At 35.3% G+C, this 21,577-nt stretch carries 21 protein-coding genes; 16 read left to right on the top strand and 5 right to left on the bottom strand.

Features of this window, described 5'->3' with window-relative positions:
- The first annotated feature begins 90 nt into the window (after positions 1 to 90).
- The 16 genes from L0668_RS10035 (at position 91) to L0668_RS09960 (ending at position 16,220) form a co-directional block, all read left to right on the top strand.
- Positions 91 to 1,851, top strand: coding sequence for a hypothetical protein (locus L0668_RS10035; protein ID WP_235312234.1), 1,761 nt, complete (start codon positions 91 to 93; stop codon positions 1,849 to 1,851).
- Between the two features lie 73 nt (positions 1,852 to 1,924).
- Positions 1,925 to 2,686, top strand: coding sequence for a DsbA family protein (locus tag L0668_RS10030; protein WP_235312233.1), 762 nt, complete (start codon positions 1,925 to 1,927; stop codon positions 2,684 to 2,686).
- Positions 2,687 to 2,728: 42 nt separating this feature from the next.
- Positions 2,729 to 3,130, top strand: coding sequence for a type II secretion system major pseudopilin GspG (gene gspG / locus L0668_RS10025; protein ID WP_235312232.1), 402 nt, complete (start codon positions 2,729 to 2,731; stop codon positions 3,128 to 3,130).
- The gene (locus L0668_RS10020; protein ID WP_235312231.1) at positions 3,117 to 4,778 is read left to right on the top strand and encodes a GspE/PulE family protein; all 1,662 of its coding nucleotides are present in this window, start codon (positions 3,117 to 3,119) and stop codon (positions 4,776 to 4,778) included. The genes gspG and L0668_RS10020 overlap by 14 nt, the downstream gene beginning before the upstream one ends.
- Positions 4,775 to 5,974: a type II secretion system F family protein gene (locus tag L0668_RS10015; protein WP_235312229.1), complete on the top strand. Its 1,200-nt coding sequence runs from the start codon at positions 4,775 to 4,777 to the stop codon at positions 5,972 to 5,974. The genes L0668_RS10020 and L0668_RS10015 overlap by 4 nt, the downstream gene beginning before the upstream one ends.
- Positions 5,958 to 6,374 (top strand): type II secretion system protein, encoded by a 417-nt coding sequence (locus L0668_RS10010; protein WP_349815637.1) that lies wholly within the window; start codon positions 5,958 to 5,960, stop codon positions 6,372 to 6,374. The genes L0668_RS10015 and L0668_RS10010 overlap by 17 nt, the downstream gene beginning before the upstream one ends.
- A complete protein-coding gene (locus L0668_RS10005; RefSeq protein ID WP_235312226.1) occupies positions 6,371 to 6,781 on the top strand; it encodes a prepilin-type N-terminal cleavage/methylation domain-containing protein in 411 nt (136 codons plus the stop codon). Before L0668_RS10010 ends, L0668_RS10005 begins: the two co-directional genes overlap by 4 nt.
- A gap of 2 nt (positions 6,782 to 6,783) precedes the next feature.
- Complete coding sequence (locus L0668_RS10000; RefSeq protein ID WP_235312225.1) at positions 6,784 to 7,518, top strand: PulJ/GspJ family protein; 735 nt, start codon at positions 6,784 to 6,786, stop codon at positions 7,516 to 7,518.
- Complete coding sequence (locus tag L0668_RS09995; protein WP_235312224.1) at positions 7,511 to 8,368, top strand: type II secretion system protein GspK; 858 nt, start codon at positions 7,511 to 7,513, stop codon at positions 8,366 to 8,368. Before L0668_RS10000 ends, L0668_RS09995 begins: the two co-directional genes overlap by 8 nt.
- Positions 8,352 to 9,311 (top strand): hypothetical protein, encoded by a 960-nt coding sequence (locus tag L0668_RS09990; protein WP_235312223.1) that lies wholly within the window; start codon positions 8,352 to 8,354, stop codon positions 9,309 to 9,311. Before L0668_RS09995 ends, L0668_RS09990 begins: the two co-directional genes overlap by 17 nt.
- Positions 9,311 to 9,853 (top strand): hypothetical protein, encoded by a 543-nt coding sequence (locus L0668_RS09985; protein WP_235312222.1) that lies wholly within the window; start codon positions 9,311 to 9,313, stop codon positions 9,851 to 9,853. The genes L0668_RS09990 and L0668_RS09985 overlap by 1 nt, the downstream gene beginning before the upstream one ends.
- Complete coding sequence (locus tag L0668_RS09980) at positions 9,850 to 10,320, top strand: hypothetical protein (RefSeq protein ID WP_235312221.1); 471 nt, start codon at positions 9,850 to 9,852, stop codon at positions 10,318 to 10,320. The genes L0668_RS09985 and L0668_RS09980 overlap by 4 nt, the downstream gene beginning before the upstream one ends.
- A 124-nt stretch (positions 10,321 to 10,444) precedes the next feature.
- Positions 10,445 to 12,382, top strand: coding sequence for a secretin GspD/PilQ domain-containing protein (locus L0668_RS09975; RefSeq protein ID WP_235312219.1), 1,938 nt, complete (start codon positions 10,445 to 10,447; stop codon positions 12,380 to 12,382).
- Between the two features lie 68 nt (positions 12,383 to 12,450).
- Complete coding sequence (wcaK, locus tag L0668_RS09970; RefSeq protein ID WP_235312217.1) at positions 12,451 to 13,686, top strand: colanic acid biosynthesis pyruvyl transferase WcaK; 1,236 nt, start codon at positions 12,451 to 12,453, stop codon at positions 13,684 to 13,686.
- Between the two features lie 7 nt (positions 13,687 to 13,693).
- The gene (locus tag L0668_RS09965) at positions 13,694 to 14,929 is read left to right on the top strand and encodes a glycosyltransferase (RefSeq protein WP_235312215.1); all 1,236 of its coding nucleotides are present in this window, start codon (positions 13,694 to 13,696) and stop codon (positions 14,927 to 14,929) included.
- A complete protein-coding gene (locus L0668_RS09960) occupies positions 14,919 to 16,220 on the top strand; it encodes an oligosaccharide flippase family protein (protein ID WP_235312213.1) in 1,302 nt (433 codons plus the stop codon). The genes L0668_RS09965 and L0668_RS09960 overlap by 11 nt, the downstream gene beginning before the upstream one ends.
- Here L0668_RS09960 and L0668_RS09955 read toward each other — a convergent pair.
- From L0668_RS09955 to wecA, 5 genes are all read right to left on the bottom strand, one after another.
- Entirely contained in the window at positions 16,191 to 16,955 is a 765-nt protein-coding gene (locus tag L0668_RS09955) for a glycosyltransferase family 2 protein (RefSeq protein ID WP_235312211.1), read from the bottom strand. The two genes, L0668_RS09960 and L0668_RS09955, sit on opposite strands and share 30 nt — an antisense overlap.
- Complete coding sequence (locus L0668_RS09950; RefSeq protein WP_235312210.1) at positions 16,940 to 17,971, bottom strand: O-antigen ligase family protein; 1,032 nt, start codon at positions 17,969 to 17,971, stop codon at positions 16,940 to 16,942. The genes L0668_RS09955 and L0668_RS09950 overlap by 16 nt, the downstream gene beginning before the upstream one ends.
- Positions 17,972 to 18,203: 232 nt before the next feature.
- Positions 18,204 to 19,412 carry a glycosyltransferase family 4 protein gene (locus L0668_RS20900; protein WP_235312208.1) on the bottom strand — a complete coding sequence of 403 codons (1,209 nt, stop codon included), beginning with the start codon at positions 19,410 to 19,412 and terminating at the stop codon, positions 18,204 to 18,206.
- 47 nt (positions 19,413 to 19,459) lie between these two features.
- Positions 19,460 to 20,440, bottom strand: coding sequence for a Wzz/FepE/Etk N-terminal domain-containing protein (locus tag L0668_RS09940; protein WP_235312206.1), 981 nt, complete (start codon positions 20,438 to 20,440; stop codon positions 19,460 to 19,462).
- Positions 20,441 to 20,504: 64 nt separating this feature from the next.
- The gene (wecA, locus tag L0668_RS09935; RefSeq protein WP_235312205.1) at positions 20,505 to 21,551 is read right to left on the bottom strand and encodes a UDP-N-acetylglucosamine--undecaprenyl-phosphate N-acetylglucosaminephosphotransferase; all 1,047 of its coding nucleotides are present in this window, start codon (positions 21,549 to 21,551) and stop codon (positions 20,505 to 20,507) included.
- Between the last annotated feature and the right edge of the window lie 26 nt (positions 21,552 to 21,577).

The raw sequence follows: 21,577 nt of genomic DNA, 5'->3' as shown, positions 1-21,577 counted from the left end.
TCAAAGAAGTTAATGATAGTATGTGTTAACTTTTAAATTAACATTATTTATAAACATAAAGTGCCCTAGGCACATAATAAGGAGAAACGAATGAAGCGTTCAATTAAACTCGCTTTAATTCCAACGGCAATTGCTGCTGCGCTAACTGCCAATACGGCATTCGCTGGTTCAGAAGCTTGCTTCGAAGTATATTCGGTTGCTATCGATGCTCCGGTAACAGCTCACTCTACAAAGTATAATGCTGCAACTTGTGTTGTTGAAGCAAATCGTGTTGGAGCAACAGCTGCAGATTTAGAACCTACAGTGTCTACATCTATCGCTTACGAATTAACTGGTGATTTAGATGTCGATTTGCAAGACATTGATGGCGGTACAAATGAGTTACAGCTTGTTTATATCCCTACTACAGATATTCCAAGTGGTACAGTAATCGAAATTGAACTTGTTGGCGATAACGTTACTTGGAAAGGTAATGCTAACCAATTGCATTTAGTTCAAGATGATGGCGCAAACTATGAGTTGGTTGCTTCTTCAGATGGTTCTTTTGATGGTACAAGTAAAGTTACTTTCTTAACCAAAGCTGGTGTAACTATTGGTGCAGGAACTCGTTTAGCTTTTACTACTGATAACGTAGTTGATGGTCAAGCATCTCCAGCTAACTCAGCTAATATTGTTTCCCCACAAATTAACATCGCTAACACTTCTTGTCCTACCACTGGTTCAATTAGTTTACGTGCAACTAGCGCAAAAACAGATGGCGGTAATGGATTTAATATTCAAGGTGGTGTTTCAAGTGCTCAAGAAATTGCTGATATTTCTCAGCAGTTTGTAATGTTAGATAGCGTTACTGGTGGTACAACTTATACATCTGCTTCTGCAAGTCTAGTAGTGGAACAAGTTGAAGCTGAAGATAGTGCCGGTGAACCTCGTACTGCTTTTGTTGATGACGGTCAAAACCCTTCTGGTGACTTTGTTGTTGATGGCGGAAATGCAGTTGTTTATCCATTCCGTATGGTTGATAGAGCTCCATCTCTTGACCAAGCAGTAACCATTGGTGCAGCTGATAAAGTTTCGCTTAAGTTCATCGCAAGTGCTGATCCAGGTGCTTCAGTTATGATTAATTTGTATGACTCATGGGCTGCAAATGGTCAAGACACTAACCTTATTCCAACAACTGCTGTGGATTTAAATGGCGCAGCTGCGGGTAACAGTATTATGCCTACTATTGCCGGTGCTGCTGAGTCAGCAATATTGTTAGACGGTGATGCTGTATTCGCTAATGGTGCTGAAGCTGATTACTACACTGATGTTGGTGTAACTGTTAATGATAACGCTTGGTATGCAACATTAGAAAATACTATGGTAGGTACACCTGCTGCTGATGGTATCATGAACTTCAACTATACTGTTGCTGTAAAGTATGACTTAGAGTTTGATGCTGCGAACTTACTTGACCACTGTGAAGCAACTGAACAAGTGTTTGATATTGGTGTTAATGGTGCTGTATTGAAAGTTCCTTACACATATGAAACGTCAGGTAACTTCATCCGTATTACTAACGAACATTCTGAAGATGCATTGATTACTATGGACATCTTTGATGAAAGTGGTAACGAGAAAACTGCAGTTTCTATTGGTTCTGTTGGTGAGCATGCATCTGTTGTACATTTAGCAAGTAACTTAATTGCTACAGCTAAAGCTGAAGGCTACATGGGTACTGGTAAACGTCATACTATGACTTTCACAGTAACTGCGCCTAAAAACAGCGTACATGGTGTTTCTGTACAGAAAATACCAGGTGGTGTAGACCGCGTATTACCAGTGTTGGATACCAACGACTGGCAACAATAATAGTCTAGTTTTATAGACTACGAAAAAGCCCTCGCAGAGGGCTTTTTTTTTGAATAATATTCAGGACACTTATATGCAATTTAGTTACAAAATATTGGTATTGGCTTTTACTTTAATTTGTTTCAATACATCTGTTAAGGCGCAAGCTCAAAGCAGTGACATTGATAATCTGAAGTTACAAGTAAATAGTCTAAGTCAAATGGTAGAGCAGCTAAGGGCTAATCAAATAGTCATGGCGCGTAAATTGGGTTTAGTTAAACCTAAAGAACTAGTACAAGGTGAAGCAGTACCTATAACTGGAGGAATTTTAGAAGGCGAACGCCAAGCCAAAGTAGTGATAATGGAGTTTACCGATATACAGTGTCCTTATTGTAGGAAATTTGGTCTAGAAGTGTTTCCAGATCTAAAGAAAAAATATATAGATACAGGTAAAGTGTTATTTGTTAATCGACAAAATCCAATTGCTAGTCATAAACAAGCCAAAACAGCTTCAAAATATTTAATTTGTGCTGCGGAACAAAATTTATTCTCAGAAGTTAAAAATGGACTTTTTGAAGAAGGTACTTTGGTAGCGAAAGGTAGTTTTAATGATATCGGGGTTATTGCTAATTTAGATCAAGGTAAACTTAAACAATGTCTAGCTAATGATACATTATTAGAACAAAAAATAGCAGCCGATCTAGAACTAGGTAAGCGTATGGGTGTAGCTAGTACCCCTAGCTTTTTCGTCGGTCTACAAGATGAAAGTGGTAGTTTAGTTAAATGGGTTAAAGTTGTGGGGGCGAAGCCTATAGAATATTTTGTTGAACTCCTTGATAAAATGTTAGCTAGTTAATAAATTTGTGATAATAATAAACTTCAGAGGGTCGTTAAATAAATGAATAGAAAGAGACGTAAGCTAATTGGCTTTACCTTAATAGAATTATTAATAGTCATGGTGATATTAGGGCTTCTCGCTTCACTTGTTGCACCGACTATGTTTGGTAAAGTGGCTAGCTCAAAGCAAAAAACCGCTAAAGCTCAAATGCAGATGTTAGCGACCGCTGTTGATGCCTTTCGATTAGATACAGGTGATTTTCCTCAAGACTTAAAAGACTTGCGTCAGTCTACTGGTGAGTACTGGGATGGCCCTTATATGCCAAAAGATATTCCTCTTGATCCTTGGGGTAAAGAGTATGTTTTGGTAGTAGCTGAAAATGGTATTGAATTTAGTTTAATTTCATATGGTAAAGACGGTGAGCCCGGTGGAGAGGGGGAAGACGAGGATGTGGAATACTAGGGTTGAAGATTTTCTAAAAAATCAAAATTGGATATCTGAAAAACAACTCGCTGAAGCTGTCAACTACCTGAGAGAGTTAGATTCTAGCTTAGATTCTGTGTTAATTAACCTAGGTTTGTTAGATGAAGAAAGATACGCAGAAATGCTGGTTTCTCTTATGCAAATTGAACGTTGGCAAAAAGGAACATCAGCGCCCCTAGAGTTAGACAGTTCAGCGCATCAACTTAATTATGAATTTTTATATCAGCATAAGATGGTGCCATTAGAAACAGTTGCAGATAGGCTAATTATTGGTTTTGCCGACCCTCATGTAGTAGAAGCCTTTGATTATCTAAGATTTTTAGATGTTAGAACTCAACTAAATGTTGTAACGACTAAAGAGTTTGAATTGATCAGTGAACAGCAAAAACTCACTTTAGAGCATTCAGATGTTTCGTCATTTTCAGGCAATGTTGAGCAACTAAGACAACTAGCCCAGGGCGCCCCTACCGTTAACTTAGTGAATAATTTGATTGCTGAAGGAGTGAAAATAGGCGCGTCAGACTTACATATCGAACCCGTTGAGGGGAAGTACAGGGCCCGCTATCGAGTAGATGGTATATTAAAAGAAGCTGCACCTATTCCTGTTAATTTGCAAGTTGCCGTAATATCCCGAATTAAAATATTGTCGGGCATGGATATAGCTGAAAAGCGTCGACCACAAGATGGTAAAATAGAAACTCGCTCGGGTAGTATAGAGTTAGATATACGGTGTTCATCATTGCCTTTAGGTTTTGGTGAGAGCATGGTGTTACGTTTTTTGATTAAGAATGCTTTAAAGTTCGATTTAGAAGAGCTTGGGTATTCCGCAGATTTGCAAGAAAGAATTAATCAAGATTTGAAGCGCTCTACAGGGGTTATCTTGATGACTGGCCCTACTGGGTCCGGTAAAACTACTAGTCTCTATTCATTCTTGAATAGAATTAATAACCCAAGTTTGAAAATTATTACTTTAGAAGATCCCATTGAATATCAGTTGGCGGGTATTAACCAAGTACAAGTAAAAAGTGATATTGGCTATGATTTTTCAAAAGGGTTAAGAAGTATTTTACGACAAGATCCTGATGTAATAATGGTAGGGGAAATTCGGGACGGTGAAACGGCCAAAATAGCTTTGCAGTCAGCGCTGACTGGCCATTTAGTATTTAGTACAGTACATACAAATGATGCGCCTACTGCTTTCACTCGATTGCTTGACTTGGGGCTTGAGGAATACTTATTAAATGCTGGATTAATTTCGATTATGGCACAGCGATTAGTTAGGAAATTATGTCCAGATTGCCGTAAGTCTCACAGAGATAAGGATGAAATTATTAAACGTTATGGGCTTAAAAATTTCGCGCAAAAATATAGCCTTGAATGTGATGACATATATGAAGCTAATGGCTGTATAAAATGCGACTTTAATGGCTATGTGGGTAGGGTGGCACTTTTAGAGCACTTACCTTGTACCGATGATGTAAGGAAGTTACCCAAAAATGAAAAGCTTCTAGATTCTTTGTATGAGTTTATGGAGGTTAACGGTCATAGAAATATTAAGCAAGACGGTTACATGAAAGTACTTTTAGGTATGACAACCATTGAGGAAGTACTGCGGGTTGCCGGATGAGTTATTTGTATAAATATACGGCCTATCATAAAGACGGTCAAAAAAAACAAGGTGAAATATCTGCTCGTACTGTGGAGGAAGCCAATAAGTTAATCCGTCAAATTGGGCTTATTCCGGTTGACGTAAAGCATGTGAAATTTGAGACCAGCGTTGGTGGCCTTAAGTCAATTCGTAATGCAGACTTAGAGCAGTCTACTCGCCAATTGGCATTACTATTAGGTAATGGCCTTAGAATTGATAAGGCATTAGGAGTGTTATCGAAGGCCTCTCGAAATAATCCTATCGGCACGATTTGGCGCGCGGTGGGTGCTGAAATTGCTGAAGGTAAAGAACTGAGTGTATCACTTAAGAAACATCCGAAAGTATTTGATTCTTTATTTTGCGAAATGGTTGCCATTGGTGAAAGTACTGGATCATTACCAGAAATATTTAATCGACTGGCAGAGAATATTCAGTTTCAGAATGATTTACGTAAAAAAGTACTACAAGCTGCTATTTACCCTTTATTTATTTTTATTGTTTGCTTAGTAGCTATTTTTGCAATTTTTAATTTTGTTATACCTAGCATGTCTGGAGTTTTTTCATCCATGCAGGAAATCCCGAGTTATACGCAGACTCTTTTGGATTTAAGTGATTGGGTGCAAGAGTACCAATTTATATTATTTGCTTGGTTAGTCATATTTACCTTTGTATTAGTTTACTTTTGGCGCCAACAAAGCTATAGAGAACGAATACTTACCTTTGTGTTTAGGTTGCCGTTTATTTCTGGGATGGTTAAAAAAGTCGATCGTATTCGTTTTTCAACAGCGATGAATTTAACCTTAAGTAGTGGTTTGGCATTATCGTCTTCTCTTAATTTATCTGCAAACACAGTGTTAAATAGTGAATTGAAGAAAGAACTTTCTACCTTTGCTGCCAATGTTTCCTCTGGTCAATCAATTTCTAAGGCTATTGAGCCCGTACAATTATACGATGATTTGGACATATCCCTGATTAATGTGGGGGAAGAAAGCGGAGATTTAGCTGCATCGTTTAGAGAAATTACTACTATTAGTCGTGAAAGCTTTGAAAATTGGGTGCTACGTTTTACCGTGCTTTTAGAGCCGCTGCTTATTCTAATTATGGGGGGGATAGTTGGCTCTGTGGTAATTACTATGTTACTTAGTATTGTGTCGATTAATGATGTTTCGTTTTAAAAAAAAGGGTTTTACCCTTATAGAGTTGTTAATTGTTATGGTGATTATGGGATTAGTTAGTTCCCTAGTACTGCCGTCATTAATGCGCCAAGTCGAAAGTGCTCGTGAGATTGCTGAGTTGGAAAAGCTAAAAAATATTGTTGGGCTACTTAAAGTGCAGACATTTTTTTCAGGTAGGGTGTTTAAATTTGAGTTTAATGAACAATTGCTAGTGGTCAAAGAGTCGTCAGCTTCTAACCTTTATGTCGATAATGAAGAGCTCGCTTTGCGAGAGTTTAAATTTGATTATTTAAACGCTCGTACTCCAATTGAATATACTTTTAATGCTAATAACAGTGCTAGTTTGGTTTATCTGAAACTCAGTACAGTACGTGGTAGTGAGTTAACGTTAGAGTTATGAGTAAATCTAATTCCGGTATGACCTTGATTGAAGTGTTGATAGCTAGTGTTATCTTGTTTATTGCTATTGCATCTGTATCTGTGGTGAGTAGGACTAATACGCTTTATAAACAAAGATTAGAACTTGCTGTAGTAGAGTCGGCGTCAATTGATTTTATTATGGACGAAATTAGTTTTTATCTAGAGTTTTCCTCAGAAACAAGCGGTCAGGTTATTACGGAAAATATAGAGTATGATTGGGAAGCTGTTCTAGTTACCAAGAAAGCCATTGCTTCTTCGATTGAACTTAATGTGGGCGAGGTGGTAGCCGAAAGAGGCTTTCTTTATTTGTATCAAGTATCTTTTACTCATGCAGCAACAAAAAAGAAAACTAGACGTTTTGATAAAGTCATTTGGCGGCCAAGTTAATTATGCGTAGTAAGTCGTTTGTTCAAGGATTTACCTTGATTGAAGTATTAATTGCATTGGTAATAATGTCGTCTGTTATTGCATTGTCTGTTGGCGCGTTCCGTTTGTTTCAACCAGCCAATTTACCTGACTCTGAAAAATTAACTGAAAAATCAATTCGACTCATTCAATATAAAAAGGTATCTCGTTCTATTCGTTCGGCGTTACATTACAATTTTAATAGTGAAAACGGTGATAATTATTTAGCTTTTTTTGGCAATAACGGATATTTATTATTTATTACTTCAAATCCTGTGTTTTCTGGACACAAATTAGCCATAGCTATTTTAAATAAAGTGGTGTCGCCTATAAACGGCCTAGTTAGCTTGAGTTATTGTGAGCACCCTTTAGGATCTTTAAATTTAAACTATATCGAAACTGAACGTCTAACATGCAAAGGTAGAGATACAATTCGTTATCTATCTGATTTAAGGCAGATTGATTTTGAGTATTTTGGTTGGGAAAATCGGGGGGTATATTTTCAAACTCAGTCTGATTGGTTTAGCAATCGCATAAAACATGAGCCTAAATGGTGGGAAAATTTTTCTGCTATTGATAGGCAGTTACTTCCCTATTTTATCAAAATTAAAATTCGCAAGAGTAATACTGAAGAACGATTGAGTGAATTGTTTATTCGCTTGAATGAAGAAGATCCAAGGTTAGCAGCATTGTCTGCAAGTAGTACGCTTGATGGGTAGTCATAAAGGTGCAGCCTTGATTATTGTGCTTATGCTAACAGCTGTGATTAGTGTATTTATGATGACGTTGTTGGGTAGTAGCCGTATGAGTCTTGATGTAGCTGTTAGTATTAATCGTAATTTAATGAACCAATTAGAATTTGAATCAGTTAAGTCTAAGTTATTAATGGAAATGTATACCACTTCTTTTCATTTAATTGGGCCCAGTACAGCATTTGTTTACGATGAGGAACAGCCAAGTAAGGCTAATCTATTCGGTAGACCATTTGTGTTTAGTCAGCATAATATTGAAATTCAAGACCAAACAGGCTTAGTTAGTTTACAGCCATTTGATAAAGATGCATTAAATGCCTTGCTTGCTCATTATGAAGTAGATGAAGAGCAGCGAATAGTGATTTCGGAGCAAATTGAAGATTGGATTGATGACGATAAATTTGTGAGGTTGCAAGGGGCAGAAAACGGTGATTATGAGCAAGCATTCCTACCTAACAACAAGGCGTTTCAATCGGTACTTGAACTTAGTCTAATACCTGCTATCTCAATGGAACTTTATGATAGAATTAGCGCCGATTTTTCTTTGATATCAGATTTCAGTCTTGTAGAGTCTTTTGTGCCTGATTACTTAGTCGACTTAGTGTCTGATTCTCAAGATGTAGACCTTTTTGTAGAACAACGTTCTGGCTCAGTAAACTTAGAGGTGAGGGGAATTGATGAGGGTGGGTATCCTTCTGGCTACTTTGATATATCAATAACCGGCGAAGAAAAAGTAAATAGTAAGTTAACATTTACTATTATCCGTAGCTTAGGCTCAATTAAACCGTTTTATGTGATAAATGAAGAATACAATTAGTCGTTACTTAAATGTGGGAAAGTGGTTTGATAAATTTGCTATCTATCAAACTGGCTCTTTGATTGAGATAGAAAGTAGTGAACAATCTAGTTCAAAATGGAAGTCTACTTTATGTCTTTTCGAGCAAAAAAGTTATTGGAAGGCCACAAGGCAATACAGAGGGAGCCACCCTCTTGATTTATACAAAATTTTTAACGCTGAAAAAAAGAATATCAGCCCTTTCCCTGCTAAAGTGTTTTGGAAAATAACCCGTATTAACTTTAATTTTGTGGAAGTGACTTTTTACTGTTTACCATTGAAAGACTGGCAAAAATTACCCACTCATTTAAAGTTTTTTATGCCATTAGATTTCTTAAAAGAAACTGACTTGGAATTGTCTACGAGTAAAACTTTTGATAAAAGTTCGTTTAATTTGGCTGCGGTTAAGTTAGTTCCCGCGTATTCGTTGTTGGGTTGTTTCTCTCGCCGCCTGGCAGAAAAAGACAAGCATAAAGTCATTAATTATAAGCATTTTATTTTGAGTCTATGTGCTGTAATTGCTGTTTATATTTCTTGCTCTAGCCTTTATTTATGGTCGGCAGAATATTTTGTAAATAAGAGTATTGAGACAAATAAGGATGCATCTATTGAGCTGGTTCAACAGGAGCGGAAGGTCAAAAAGCTTGTTAGTGATTTAGAAAAGCTAAAGGTTTATAAAGATAACTCAACCGATGTATTAAGTCTTTTAGCATCAATAAAAGTAGACACAGAGTCAACTACCTTTAACAGAATTCAAGCCGCTAGTGATTTTATTACTATTTGGGGAGAGACTGAGGGTTCAGCTACACAAGTGCTTGAAGCTTTAGTAGCTCATCCAATGTTGAAGGACGTAAAGTTTTCGTCTCCAGTGCATAAAGGTCGATTAGGCAAAGAAGCATTTGTGATAGAGGCAATGAAAAAATAATGGGTAACAAAATAGACATTCAAAAAACAGGGGTTGTATTGATTGTTATTCTTTTGGTAGGCAAGTTTTTATTGCAACCTTGGGGGGAATGGGTAGATACGGTCCGTAGTACTATAGAAAGTCGCAGCCAGTTAGAAAATAAACAGAAAGTATTAGTGACGAATAAACAAAAGATTATTGATACAAAATTAAAATTAGAAAAAACATACAGCTCTAAAATTGAAAATTTGCCAAGTTATACGAATGAAAATACTTTACCAATTAGTTGGTTAAAAAGTGTTGAAGAAGTAGCCATTAATTCCAAATTGGTGATAACTAATAAGAAGCCAGATCGAAGTATTAAAATAACTGACGCCATAAATATTTTTAATGGCTCTATTGTGCTAAAAGGTGAAACTAGCCGAGTGTTGGAATTTTTGGCTTATTTTGATGAAAGCGATGTGCATCAATTACGCTCTGTTGATATTCGTAAAAACCTTCGTTCGAATAATAATGAAATGATTATTGAGGCCGAGATCCAAATGATGTTTAAAAAATCATGAATAAATACATGTATTTTTTTGTATTGTGTTTGATTGCCATTTATTGGTTTTTTTCAAATGTATTTGTGGCTTCTGGTGATTCTGAAAATACGGCTTACCTTGACAAAGCTAATTTTGAGGATATCAAACCTATTTCAGATAAGGCGCTGATATTACAAGAGATTGCTTTACTGTTCGGCGACAAGTATGAATCTCTTGATACAGACAATTATGCAGAACATGAAGTTTTAGGGGATATTCCTATTACGATTAAATCAATTGTTATTGTTGGTGATGTATCAAAAGTTAAATTTGAAGCCGATTTGAAAGGAAATATCGAAACACAAACACTAGAAATTGGCGATAATTTTAGAGATTACAAGTTAATCGCAATCGATAAGCGCTTTATTCGTTTTAGTAAAGATAATAATGACTATACAGTTAAAGTATTCAAACCTGAAACTTTAACTTTTACCTTGGATAATTGATTGAATCATGATGCGAAATGTTTTGTTCACTAATAAATATATTTATTTAATTTTTTCTTTGACTTTTTTGCTCACTAGTTGTGCATCGTCAACCGACGAGCACCTAGTAGATAAAAAAGAAAGAATGACCGTAAATCGTTCATTTTTAGCTAAGCCAATCAAAATTGATGAGTTAGAAAAAAGGGAGGCTAAAGATAGTAGCGATAATAAAGCCGCTACATCGGCGAGTTTTCAGACAGAAAGTGCACCTAGTTTTGGCGGCATCAGTAAGTTGTCTGAAACAACTCTTGCCCCACCAGAATTCGATGATGTACCCGTAAGTTTTGTCGCTGATGATATTAGTTTGTCTGATTTTGCTAGTCAGCTGTATGGGGATATATTTAAACTTAATTACGTTCTAGCACCTGAGATAAAAGCTAGCCAAGATAAGGTCAGTTTAAGTATTTCAGAGTCTATTTCTAAAGCTGAACTATATAAAATTGCTCAAACTACTCTGGCTCTAAGAGACGTAGTCTTACTGAGTAAAGATGATATTATTTATATTCAAAAGGCGTCTGCACAACAGCAGAAGAATGAAGTCGCCGTTGGTATAGGTAATTTGATAAATGATGTACCCGATACAACCGGTGAGATAACTCAACTTGTTCCATATATCTACAGTGAAAGTAGAAATATTAGTAGTGTAATGTCTAAGTTATCTAGTGCTAAATTGACCATTATGGGTAAACAAAAAATTATTATCGTGGAAGGTGAACGGGCTGAAATTGAAAGAGCATTACGTTTAATTAAAATGTTAGATGTACCTAGAGCATATGGCCGTGAAATTAGATTATTAGAGTTTGTTAATATCAGCCCTAAGGATGCTGAAGAACAAATTAGAAAATTGCTAGATGAGGACGGGCTTTCTCGAAGTTCAACTGGTGATTACTCTTTTGTCACTATGCCAAGAATAAATACCTTAGTCGCTTATGCGGCAAATACCGAAATTATCGATAGAATTATGTATTGGGCTGATAAATTAGATGTACCGTTAGCCGGAGATGAACCAAGGTTTTATGTATTTAAACCCAGCTATGCAAAAGCGTCAGATTTAATGACGAGTGTATCCACGCTATTAGGAGGAATTAAAAGTGATAGAGTGGTTGAGCCAACTTCGCCTGCTCAAACTAATGATTCAGCCAGAAATCGCGTAACTTCAACCAGTAATGGCAGTATAACGATGAGCTTTGATGAAACCCAAAATGCATTGTTGTTTCATGCAACACCAGCTGAATATAAACAAGTTTTAGATTTGCTAAGTCAATTAGACCAACTACCTGGGCAAGTTATTTTAGATGCGGCAATAGTTGAAGTGACATTAAGCGATGATGTTAGTTCGGGTATTGATTGGATATTTGATAGTAGAGGACAAACTGGAACTGAGGGACTTACTGCTAATTTAGAACCCTTAATAGGGTCATTAAATATGGTGGGAATTAAAGGTAATTGGCAAGCAACTTTAACAGCCCTTAAATCAAAAACAGATACCCGCGTACTTTCTAAGCCATATCTGGTCGTGCAAGATGGCATGACTGCAACATTAAACTCTGGTGACTCTATTCCAGTGCTGACGGCTTCGGTACAAGATGTGGGTGACAATAATACCGTAGCTAATGAGGTGTCTTATAGAACAACTGGTACACAGGTGTCTTTTACCCCAATTATTAACTCAGAGGGGGTAATTAGTTTAGAAGTGTCTGTTTCAGTCAGTAATAGTGGTGATGGTAGCTTAACACCAACAATAACAAACAGAAGTTTAAGTACTAGTGCATTATCTCTTGACGGGCAGACGATTGTCTTAGGGGGAATGATTGGAGAGAATACATCACTTGGCAATAATGGAGTGCCTCTACTGGGTGATGTTCCAATATTAGGAGAGTTATTTAAAAGCAGAAAAGACAATTACTCAAGGACAGAGCTGTTAATTATGATCACAACACGAATTGTCAAAGATTCTAGAGATATAGACGAATTTGGTAAAAAAGTATCAGAGCTTTATAGTGTTCCTTTAGAGTTTAATTAGCCTTGTACACAAATAACAATGTTATCAATCTATATTTAGACAGAATATTAAAGAGTAGGAATTAAGCTGTGAAGTTATTACTAGTTGGAAACCACACCTGTGGAAATAGAGGTGATGGTGCAATTTTGAGAGGGGTTTTAGATTATATTCGTCGTGAGTACCCTTCATTTGAGATTGATCTGCTATCTCGGTATCCTACTAGCTCTGGATTCTTGCTAGATGAAGAGTTTAGTATAGATTGCTTATATAAATATCACCATTCTAGAGGTTCAGTATTAGGTCGTTTTTGGAAGTTTTTGAGTCCCAAAATTATACCATTAGTTTTAGAATTAAAGTTGTTAAAGCGTTGGCCCTTCCCTTTACCAAGATATTTACAGCATGAATTAAATAAACTAGAAAAGTATGATGCTGTTTTTCAGGTTGGTGGTTCTTTTTTCGTTGATCTTTATGGTGAGTCTCAATTCGAACATGCGCTTTGTACACTGATTGCGAAAAAACCATTGTTTTTACTTGGCCACTCAGTTGGTCCATTCCAACGTAAGATGTTTAATCGTATTGCAAGTACAGTGTTTCCATTGGCTAAGGTCCTTGGCCTTAGAGAAACTATTAGCTTAGGTTTTTTAAAAGAAGCTAATATAAATACGTCAAATGCCTATTTAGGGGCTGATACAGCGTGGTTAGTAGATTCTTCGAAAGTCGTATCTAACACAAAGTTAGAAAGTTTGATTGCTCGCAGGCCTACAATAGCATTGACAATGAGAGAGCTAGCACCATTTGATAAACGTCTGGGGCTTACTCAAGAGGAATATGAAGAGTCATTAGCAAAGATATCAGAGAAATTTATTAAGTTAGGTTATCAAGTTATTGTGTTCTCTACATGCACAGGTATTGAAAGCTATCATAAAGATGATCGAATGGTTGCCTTAAGAGTGCAAAAGCGTCTTTTAAATAAGCAGTTTTTTCATGTTGTTATGGATGAATTGAATGATGTTGAATTAGGAAGTTTATTACAATATTGTCAATTAACAATCGGCACTCGTCTACACAGCGCTATTATTTCTATGAACTTTGGTACACGAGCCATAGCCTTAAATTATGAGCATAAATCAGCCGGAATAATGAAACAGCTGGGTATGGAAGAGTGCTCAATGGAAGTTATTAGTTTGTTTGATGACTCACTGTATAAACGTAGCGTTGAGTTATTAGATTCATCGACTAATGGTAACGAAGATTTTCAAAGTAAAATACAAGCAGAAAGACATAGAGCAGCAGAAATGGTTTCTTTTGCAATTCAGAATATATAGGTTTTTAATGAAAGTTACTTATTTTTTAGGGCAATTCCCTGCCACTTCTGAGACTTTTATTATTAATCAAATAGTGGGATTAATGGATCTCGGTATTGATGTTGATATATTGGCAATTAGACCAAGTAATCAAGTCGTAAATCATGCTGCATTAGCGAAATATAATTTATTATCAAGAACTCGTTATTTATTACCTGAAAAAGAAGGCGATAGTACACGGGTTAAATTTTCAAAAAGAGTTTGGTTCTTACTAAAAAATATTCATACTAAGGGGGTTGTCGAGTCATTTAATTTTAAAAAGTTTGGGACTCTTACTAAGTCTCTTTTAATTCCAGCATTAAGCGTAAGTATAAAGGAAGTAATTAGAGCAGATATTATTGTTGCTCATTTTGGTGTTGTGGGGGTTGTGGCCAATGCACTTAGAACTTTGAATAAAATTGAAGGCAAATTATTAACAGTTATTCATGGGGCTGATATATCTAAAAGTAGTATTTTACGTGTTCATAAGGATTCTTATGAAAAATTATTTCAAGATTGTGAAATGATGCTACCTATTAGTCAAAAATGGGAAAAAAAATTATTAGAACTGGGTTGTTCACCTCAAAAAGTTAAATTAAATAGAATGGGTGTAGATCTTCAACTGTTCTCTCCAAAACCTTTTGATAAACCGATTAGTGAGCCAGTAATCTTAATATCCGTCGCTAGGTTCATTGAGAAAAAAGGCTTGAGCTATGCCATTGAAGCCGTATCGCAACTATTATCTGATGGGTTTTTAGTTGAATATTGGATTATCGGTGAAGGTCAGTTAAAGGAAAGTCTTGAAGAAAAGATAAAGCAATCTAACCATGCAGGTAAAATAAAATTACTTGGTCTATTACCTCAAGAAGATATTAAAAAGAGATTATTTGAAGCAGATATTTTCTTATTACCATCAGTTATAGCTAGTGATGGTGATATGGAAGGTATACCAGTGGTGCTTATGGAAGCGATGGCGTCTGGTTTAGTTACAGTTTCTACGTTTCACAGTGGAATTCCAGAGTTGATTGAACATGAGGTATCTGGCTTCTTAGCTAGTGAAAGAAGTTCGATAGAGTTAACTAAATCCTTAAAAAATATAATACAGGGAAATGTTAATATTACTCAAATAAGAAAGAATGCAAGAGAAAAGGTAGAGAAAGAGTTTAATCAGCGAATTCTTTATCAAGAATTGGCTGCAATTATACAGACATGTAATGATTCTTAAAAAAGAAGTTGTCTGGTTATTTTCATCATCATCCCTCAACGCTTTATATGTTTTAATCTGCTATGCAATCCTCACTCAGATCGAATCTCCCCAAGCGATTGGAGAGTTAGCGATAATAAACATTGTTCTTTCTTTCGCTTTTTTAATTCAGGATGTTGGTTTATCAGGTTATTTAATACATAGACAAAAAATTACAACAGAGCAGCAAACAGCTTTGTTTTATATTAGTGTTTTGTTTGGACTAATATGTGTTCTACTTTTGTTACTAGTCTCATATCCTATAGGTTATTTATATGGCGCTGAAAAAATAACGCACGGTATTATTATCGTCTCTGCTAACTTTTTGATTATTGGTTTCAGTAATCAATATCAAGCCCAATACATTAAACACTTAAAAAATATCGAATTAGCTAAAATTGAGATTATAGCGAAAGTTATTAGTTTGCTTTTTACTGCTTTTTTTATGTTGGAAATGGGCCTAGGGATGTTTGGTTATTTATTAGGTGTCGTTATTTCGAGTCTAATTAAACTAGTTTTGTTGGTTACAGGTAGTGATAGATCTTGGCATCCACACTTGCATGCAGACTGGTCCATAGTAAAGCCAGCGTTGGTATTCGGTTCATATCAAATTGGTTCTCATATTGTCAACCAGCTCCGCACTCAAGCTGATCAACTAATTATTGGAGCTGCGTTGAGTGTAGAGTCCTTAGGGGTGTATTCGCTCGCGAAAGAAATGGTGATGCAACCAATTAAGTTAACAATGCCAGTTTTTACTAGATTAGTTTTACCTAGATTCGCAGCATTACAAAGTAATATGTCCAACTTGCTAGAGTTTTATGAAAAGACTGCGAATTATATCGTCGTCGCCAATACAGTTGTTTATGGGGTTTGTATTGCTCTTGTTTGGTTGGTTTTACCTCACTTTTTGAATGCAGAATATGCGATAGTCCCGGCACTTTTTATTTTTTTAGTTCTAGTTGGTTTACTGCGGCCATTAGGTGGCTTGTTTGGAGTTATTTCACAGGCGCTTGGGAAGAGTCAAATTGAATTTAAATGGAATGTAATTGCCGGTAGTGTTTCTATTTTAGGGATGTGCATAGCATACTTTTATGACTCAATTTGGGCATTTGTAATTGTTTTGCCATTTTTACAAGTTATCTTCACAAGTTATGCCATTATATTTTTTTCGAGTCATCTAACTAAATTCAATCGTACTAAACACTTTATGCGAATATTTTTTAATTTATTAATTTATGCAATATTAATATTCATGTTTTTTGTATTTGAATAAGTGCTTATAAATTCCGCTAAAAGCGTATATGGAAATACATAGCGCACTCTTGATGAACGATAGCTCAGCTATGCTTCTCAATACATTATACTGACGGGTTATTTCGATTAGTTTATTTGAAGAAAGGCTTTTGTCCCCGATGCGATAACTTGCTAATACTCCAGGGTAACGATAAGCAGTTATTTTTTCATGTTTTAGTATTTTTAACCAAGTCGCATAATCTTCTTTTTTGATGTTTGGCATAACAACTTTATCAATAGCTGATGCATTAAGCATCACAGTTAAACAACCAATATCACATTTTCGACATAACTGAACATAACTAACACTATTCGGGGCTTTAAAAGTGCCCGCTATATCTGAGCTATTAAAAATATGGTAATCACCATAGCTAAACGAAATATTATTGGCATGCATAAAGTTTAACTGTGTCTCTAACTTGGCCGGAGCCCATAAGTCGTCAGAGTCTAAAAATGCGATATACTTACCACTCGCTTCATTAATACATGAGTTTCTTGCGGCCCACGCACCTGATTGAATGTTATTCTTAATAAGTTTAATTCGACTGTCATTAAAGCTCTTGATGATTTGTATAGTGGAGTCAGTTGAGCCATCGTCGCATATAAGTAGCTCAAAGTTTTTATATGTTTGTGCTAGTACTGAAAATATTGAGCTTTCTATGGTTGCTGCTGAATCTTTTGCAGGCATCACGATACTGATTAATTGTCTTTGCATATTAACTTTCGTTTAGAGAGTGAGTAAGTGGAAAAGCCTATTAGACAAAAATATATGAACGAGACTCTAGATTGATCAATAACATTGTTTCCTATACCGGCTGTTATTGTCGTGGAAAACCAAACAAACATACTAAAAGAGATAATTTTTAATTCCTCGTTATTTGCGCTTTTCGCCATCTTATAGCTAATTGAAAGACTATATATTACCCAATAACTAAGAATAAGTAGGCCCATAACTCCATAGCGATAAAAATATAGCAAAGGTAAAATCTCGAGAAACTCTACTTTATTTTTATTTGGTCCAAACCCTAGTAATAGTCTATGAGGCTCATCTGAAAAATGTTGTAAAACAAATTTTATCTGCTCAATCCTAATATTTGTGGATTTATCTCCATTCCCCCCTAGAAGCTTTATAATCCCTTCTATTAAATAGGAAATTTGTTCCCCAAAATAAATTACTATACTTGCTAAACCAATAAAGGTTAGAACTGGCAATATTATATAACGTCTCATTTGAGCTAAATTAGTTGCTTTATGGTGAAAAATGAATGGGTAAAGAAAATAAACTATAGCTATAGAAAACACGATAGAGATAGCTCCTGCCTTACTTTGAGTTAATACAATAGCCATTAAACTAATTAGTGCCATTAATAAAAACCTAAAAGAACCGTCACGTAAGTATCTAATAAAAGCATAAGCGAATGGTAATATTGCGACAAAAGCGAAATCGTAAGGATTGTTAAATGTCCCGGTTAATCTACGAGTCAAAACGTTATGTTCTTTCGTATATAATGGAAGGGTGTTTTTTCCTATTTGTTCAAAAAATAAGAATGAAATTAATGCGAACACAATTGTACCAGAGACACTATAGATAAGAATTTTATGCCGCAATATATAATTACTTATTGATGTTGAATCTTTAGCTACATAGTAACCAAATAAAAAGCTCAGTAAGTAATAAAATGGACGGTAAAGTTCCATTGTATCCCTACTGACCAATTCTGATAAGCTCATAACAGAGCTTATGCATATTGTGATAGCCCAAGTAAGCATGACGCAAACAAATAATGCTGTTTGTTTTGATAGTTTTAAATCATGTCGCATAATAAACATAATTAAGAATATAGATGATATTAGAGTAAGGACTAAAAAGCCTTGCTTACCTTTATCGTCGAGTAAAGAGTTAAAAGTAGGGAAATAAATACATAGTATTAAAGTGGGTATGAATAATAACTTCAATTAGAAATTAGTCCTTAACTGAGCATGCTAATTTATCAGCGAGTAAGTGCCAAGAATAGTTTTTTATGGAATAATTTCTTAACTTTTTACTTAAATTTTCCACATCACTCTCAGATAAACTAAAAAAGTCATCAATTGAATTACCTAGCGAACTAACCGTATTTGAAATAGGAAAAAATGCTAGCTGACCTACCACTTCTTGCGTAGCATTGACAATCTCACCCCCATGCTTAAAAGATATAATAGGTACTCCACAAGACATTGCTTCAAGTAATGTTTGTCCTAAAGGCTCGTATCTAGATGACATAATAAAAGTATCCGCACATCTGTAGTATTCATTTGTATTTTGAACTTTCCCTGGAAGACTTACTCGATTATTTAAGTTTAATCTATCGACTATGTCTACTATGTGTGCATGATCTCTGCCATTTCCAATTATGACTAAGTGCCAATCACTTTTCAGTTTGCTACAGGCCTGTATTAGAAGATCAAATCCTTTTGCTGGAACGAATCTCCCAACACCTAGTATAATTTTTTTATCTTTAGGGAGTAATAACTTCGTTCTTAAATCATTTAGGTCTTCTCTCGATGTCTTCGGTCTAAAGTGATCTGAGTCTACGCCAGGCTTTACAATCTCCAGCTTAGTTATACTTTTTGGGTAACATGTTAAGGCCTGTTCAAACATATTTTGTGAAAATACAAAAAGCCTCTTTGCTAGTTTAAGTGATATCTTATCGAAATAGCTATGAGTTTTCTTTTTGATTTTTCCTACAATTAAATTTAATTTATTTATATTATTGCTTTGTAGGTTCTCTTTCCTTTGTTGATTCTCTGAAAAACCTGGTGCTAAGTAAACCGAGCACTTAGAAAAAAATAAGCTTACTAAAGGTGATACTAATTGGTTACGGGAAAGTGCTAGAGAGGGGGGATACCTGTGCCTTACATAAAATAGGCAGTATATAAAATCGATTAATGAAATTGGAAGAATTATAGTATTGAATAAATCATTATTGAAAGGTCTAAAACGAAATCGTAAAACTAACTCGTTATTTAAATTAGTAGAGCTTCTTTCAAATTTTGTACCTTTTGATTGGCCAACCAAAATTACTACTTGATAGCCTTTTGCTCGAAATGCCTCGGATAAGTATTTTAGAGAGTTTTCTACTCCACCATAATCTGGGAAATAGCTTATATTACTTAAAAGAATATTTTTCACACGGGTTCCTAATCAGATAGTGCAGAACGTAGGGAGTTAGCAAACAACTAGGGAGCTGATAGCTTTGTAGCAATGAGCTTTATTAGAGAATACATCACCCCAATTAATAATCCAGAAAGGAAACCCAATGCAATAAGTAATACCTTTTGTGGTCTACTAGGTTTCTTAGGTTCTATTGCAGGCTCAATGACTGTGAATATATAATTATCGTTGATCTGAGTTAACATTAACTCTTTGGTTTGCTCCTCGATAATATTAAAGAATACTCTTTGCATTTCTACTACATTAGTTTTTTTTAACTGCTCTTGAAGGTAAAGTATGTTCTGTTTAATTCTGTTTGTATCTGTCTCACGAGTAAAGTTATTTATATCTTCAATAAGCATATTTAGCCAATTACTAGCCGCTCGTGGGGAGTAGTGACTGAATGATAACTTAATTAATCCCGTCGATTTATTCTCATTTATTTCTAAACTATCATCAAATTTCTTTTGAATATCCCACGAGTCGGGTCCATAAGGTTGTGTGTTTCCTTTTTTATCTAACCATACAGATTTTTCTCGATTATAAATTTTTTCGTCAATGGAAAGCTGTTTTTTATCATTGTTCCATGTTTTCGCTGCTAGTAAAGGTATTAATATACTGTGGCGTTCTACAAAGGCTTTTAAAAAAACTTTTGAACGGATGGTTTCAAGAGCTATTCCAATTTTGTTGTCGGTTTGGTTGTTCATTTGAATTCCGGCTAAGCTTGCTATTCCACTAAATTGACTACTCAAACTACTTAGCGAGCTATTTTGTGTATTTTGTGTCGGTGTAACTATAATTTCAGCGGTATATACTTTTTCTAAAGAGATTACGACCACAAAGGAAATTATTAGTCCTATAGCAGAGATTAACAATATTAGATATTTATCAACCCAAAAGGCTTTTACTATTTCTTTGAGTGATAACATTTCGTCTTCATTAGTAGAAGAGTATACGGGGACTATATGTGTTAATTCTTGTGTAGTTGAATTTTTATTAATTTTCATAGTGGACTTAGTATAAAGGCTTAAACTTTAGGAGAGAGCTTTTTGATATGTACAAATTTTTCAGTTAGGTGTTATTTTTCGTCGAATCTGTTCGTTTACGAGAAAGAAACGCATGGTAAATGGCAAATAATCCAATAAATAGAACTACCATTAAACCCTCTGATATATCTTTCCTTTCACTTATTATGCCTACAATGCTGAGTGCAAGAGCCATCATTCCAATTAATAAAGTTGTCATTTTATTACTGAATCCTTGATTAACTAGATAATGATGTAAATGATCTCTACTGGCTTTTAAAGGTGAATTGCCTGCTGAAATTCTTCGTATCATGACTGAAAACATATCCATTAAAGGGATAGCAATAATCCATACAGCAGTAATGGGGCGCATAAAAGCTTGCTCGCTACTTGTGGCGTAGGTGAGTAACCAAATTACTGTTAATCCCATTAGCATGCTTCCTGCGTCGCCCATAAATATTTTGTATTTTCCACCTTTAAAAATACCAAGATTGAAAAATAAGAATGCTAGCACGGCCCCTGCTAGCATTGAGGTAATACTTGTGTCGAAGGTTACGCTGTTTAACATAGCAATGGCTCCAATCGATAGGAAAGTGTTAATACTAACAGCTCCAACCAGTCCATCTACCCCATCTGTCATATTGAATGCGTTGATACACGTTACAACGGCTAGCACTGTAAATATCTGTCCAAATGCACCTAATTGTATCGTTTCATTATTGAAAAATGTACCTAGGTCAGTGATATATAAGTCTGTGCCAAACACCATTAATGACCCAATTAAAAATTGAGCAATTAAACGTAGTCTAGCATCTAAATCATGGTAATCATCTAATGCGCCTATTAGCACCATAAACGAAGTGGATAATAAATATATTTTATAATGAGAGTCAAAAGGAGTCAGAACAAAGCTACATATAGTAATCGCAGTATAAATAGCTAAACCGCCTATTAATGGAATGTTTCCTACATGTTGTTTTCTATTACAGGGACGGTCGACTAAACCTATATTTTGTGCAACAGGAAACAGGACCAAAATAAAGCCAAATACAGCTATAAAAGAAATGAAAAAAGAAAAGATAGTAATAAACAAATTTGTCCCTTGGCTTAGAAATGCAT

The sequence above is a fragment of the Paraglaciecola algarum genome (genome assembly GCF_021532655.1).
In the GTDB taxonomy this organism is placed as follows: domain Bacteria; phylum Pseudomonadota; class Gammaproteobacteria; order Enterobacterales; family Alteromonadaceae; genus Paraglaciecola; species Paraglaciecola algarum.
This window is presented reverse-complemented; position numbering and strand designations above follow the sequence as displayed.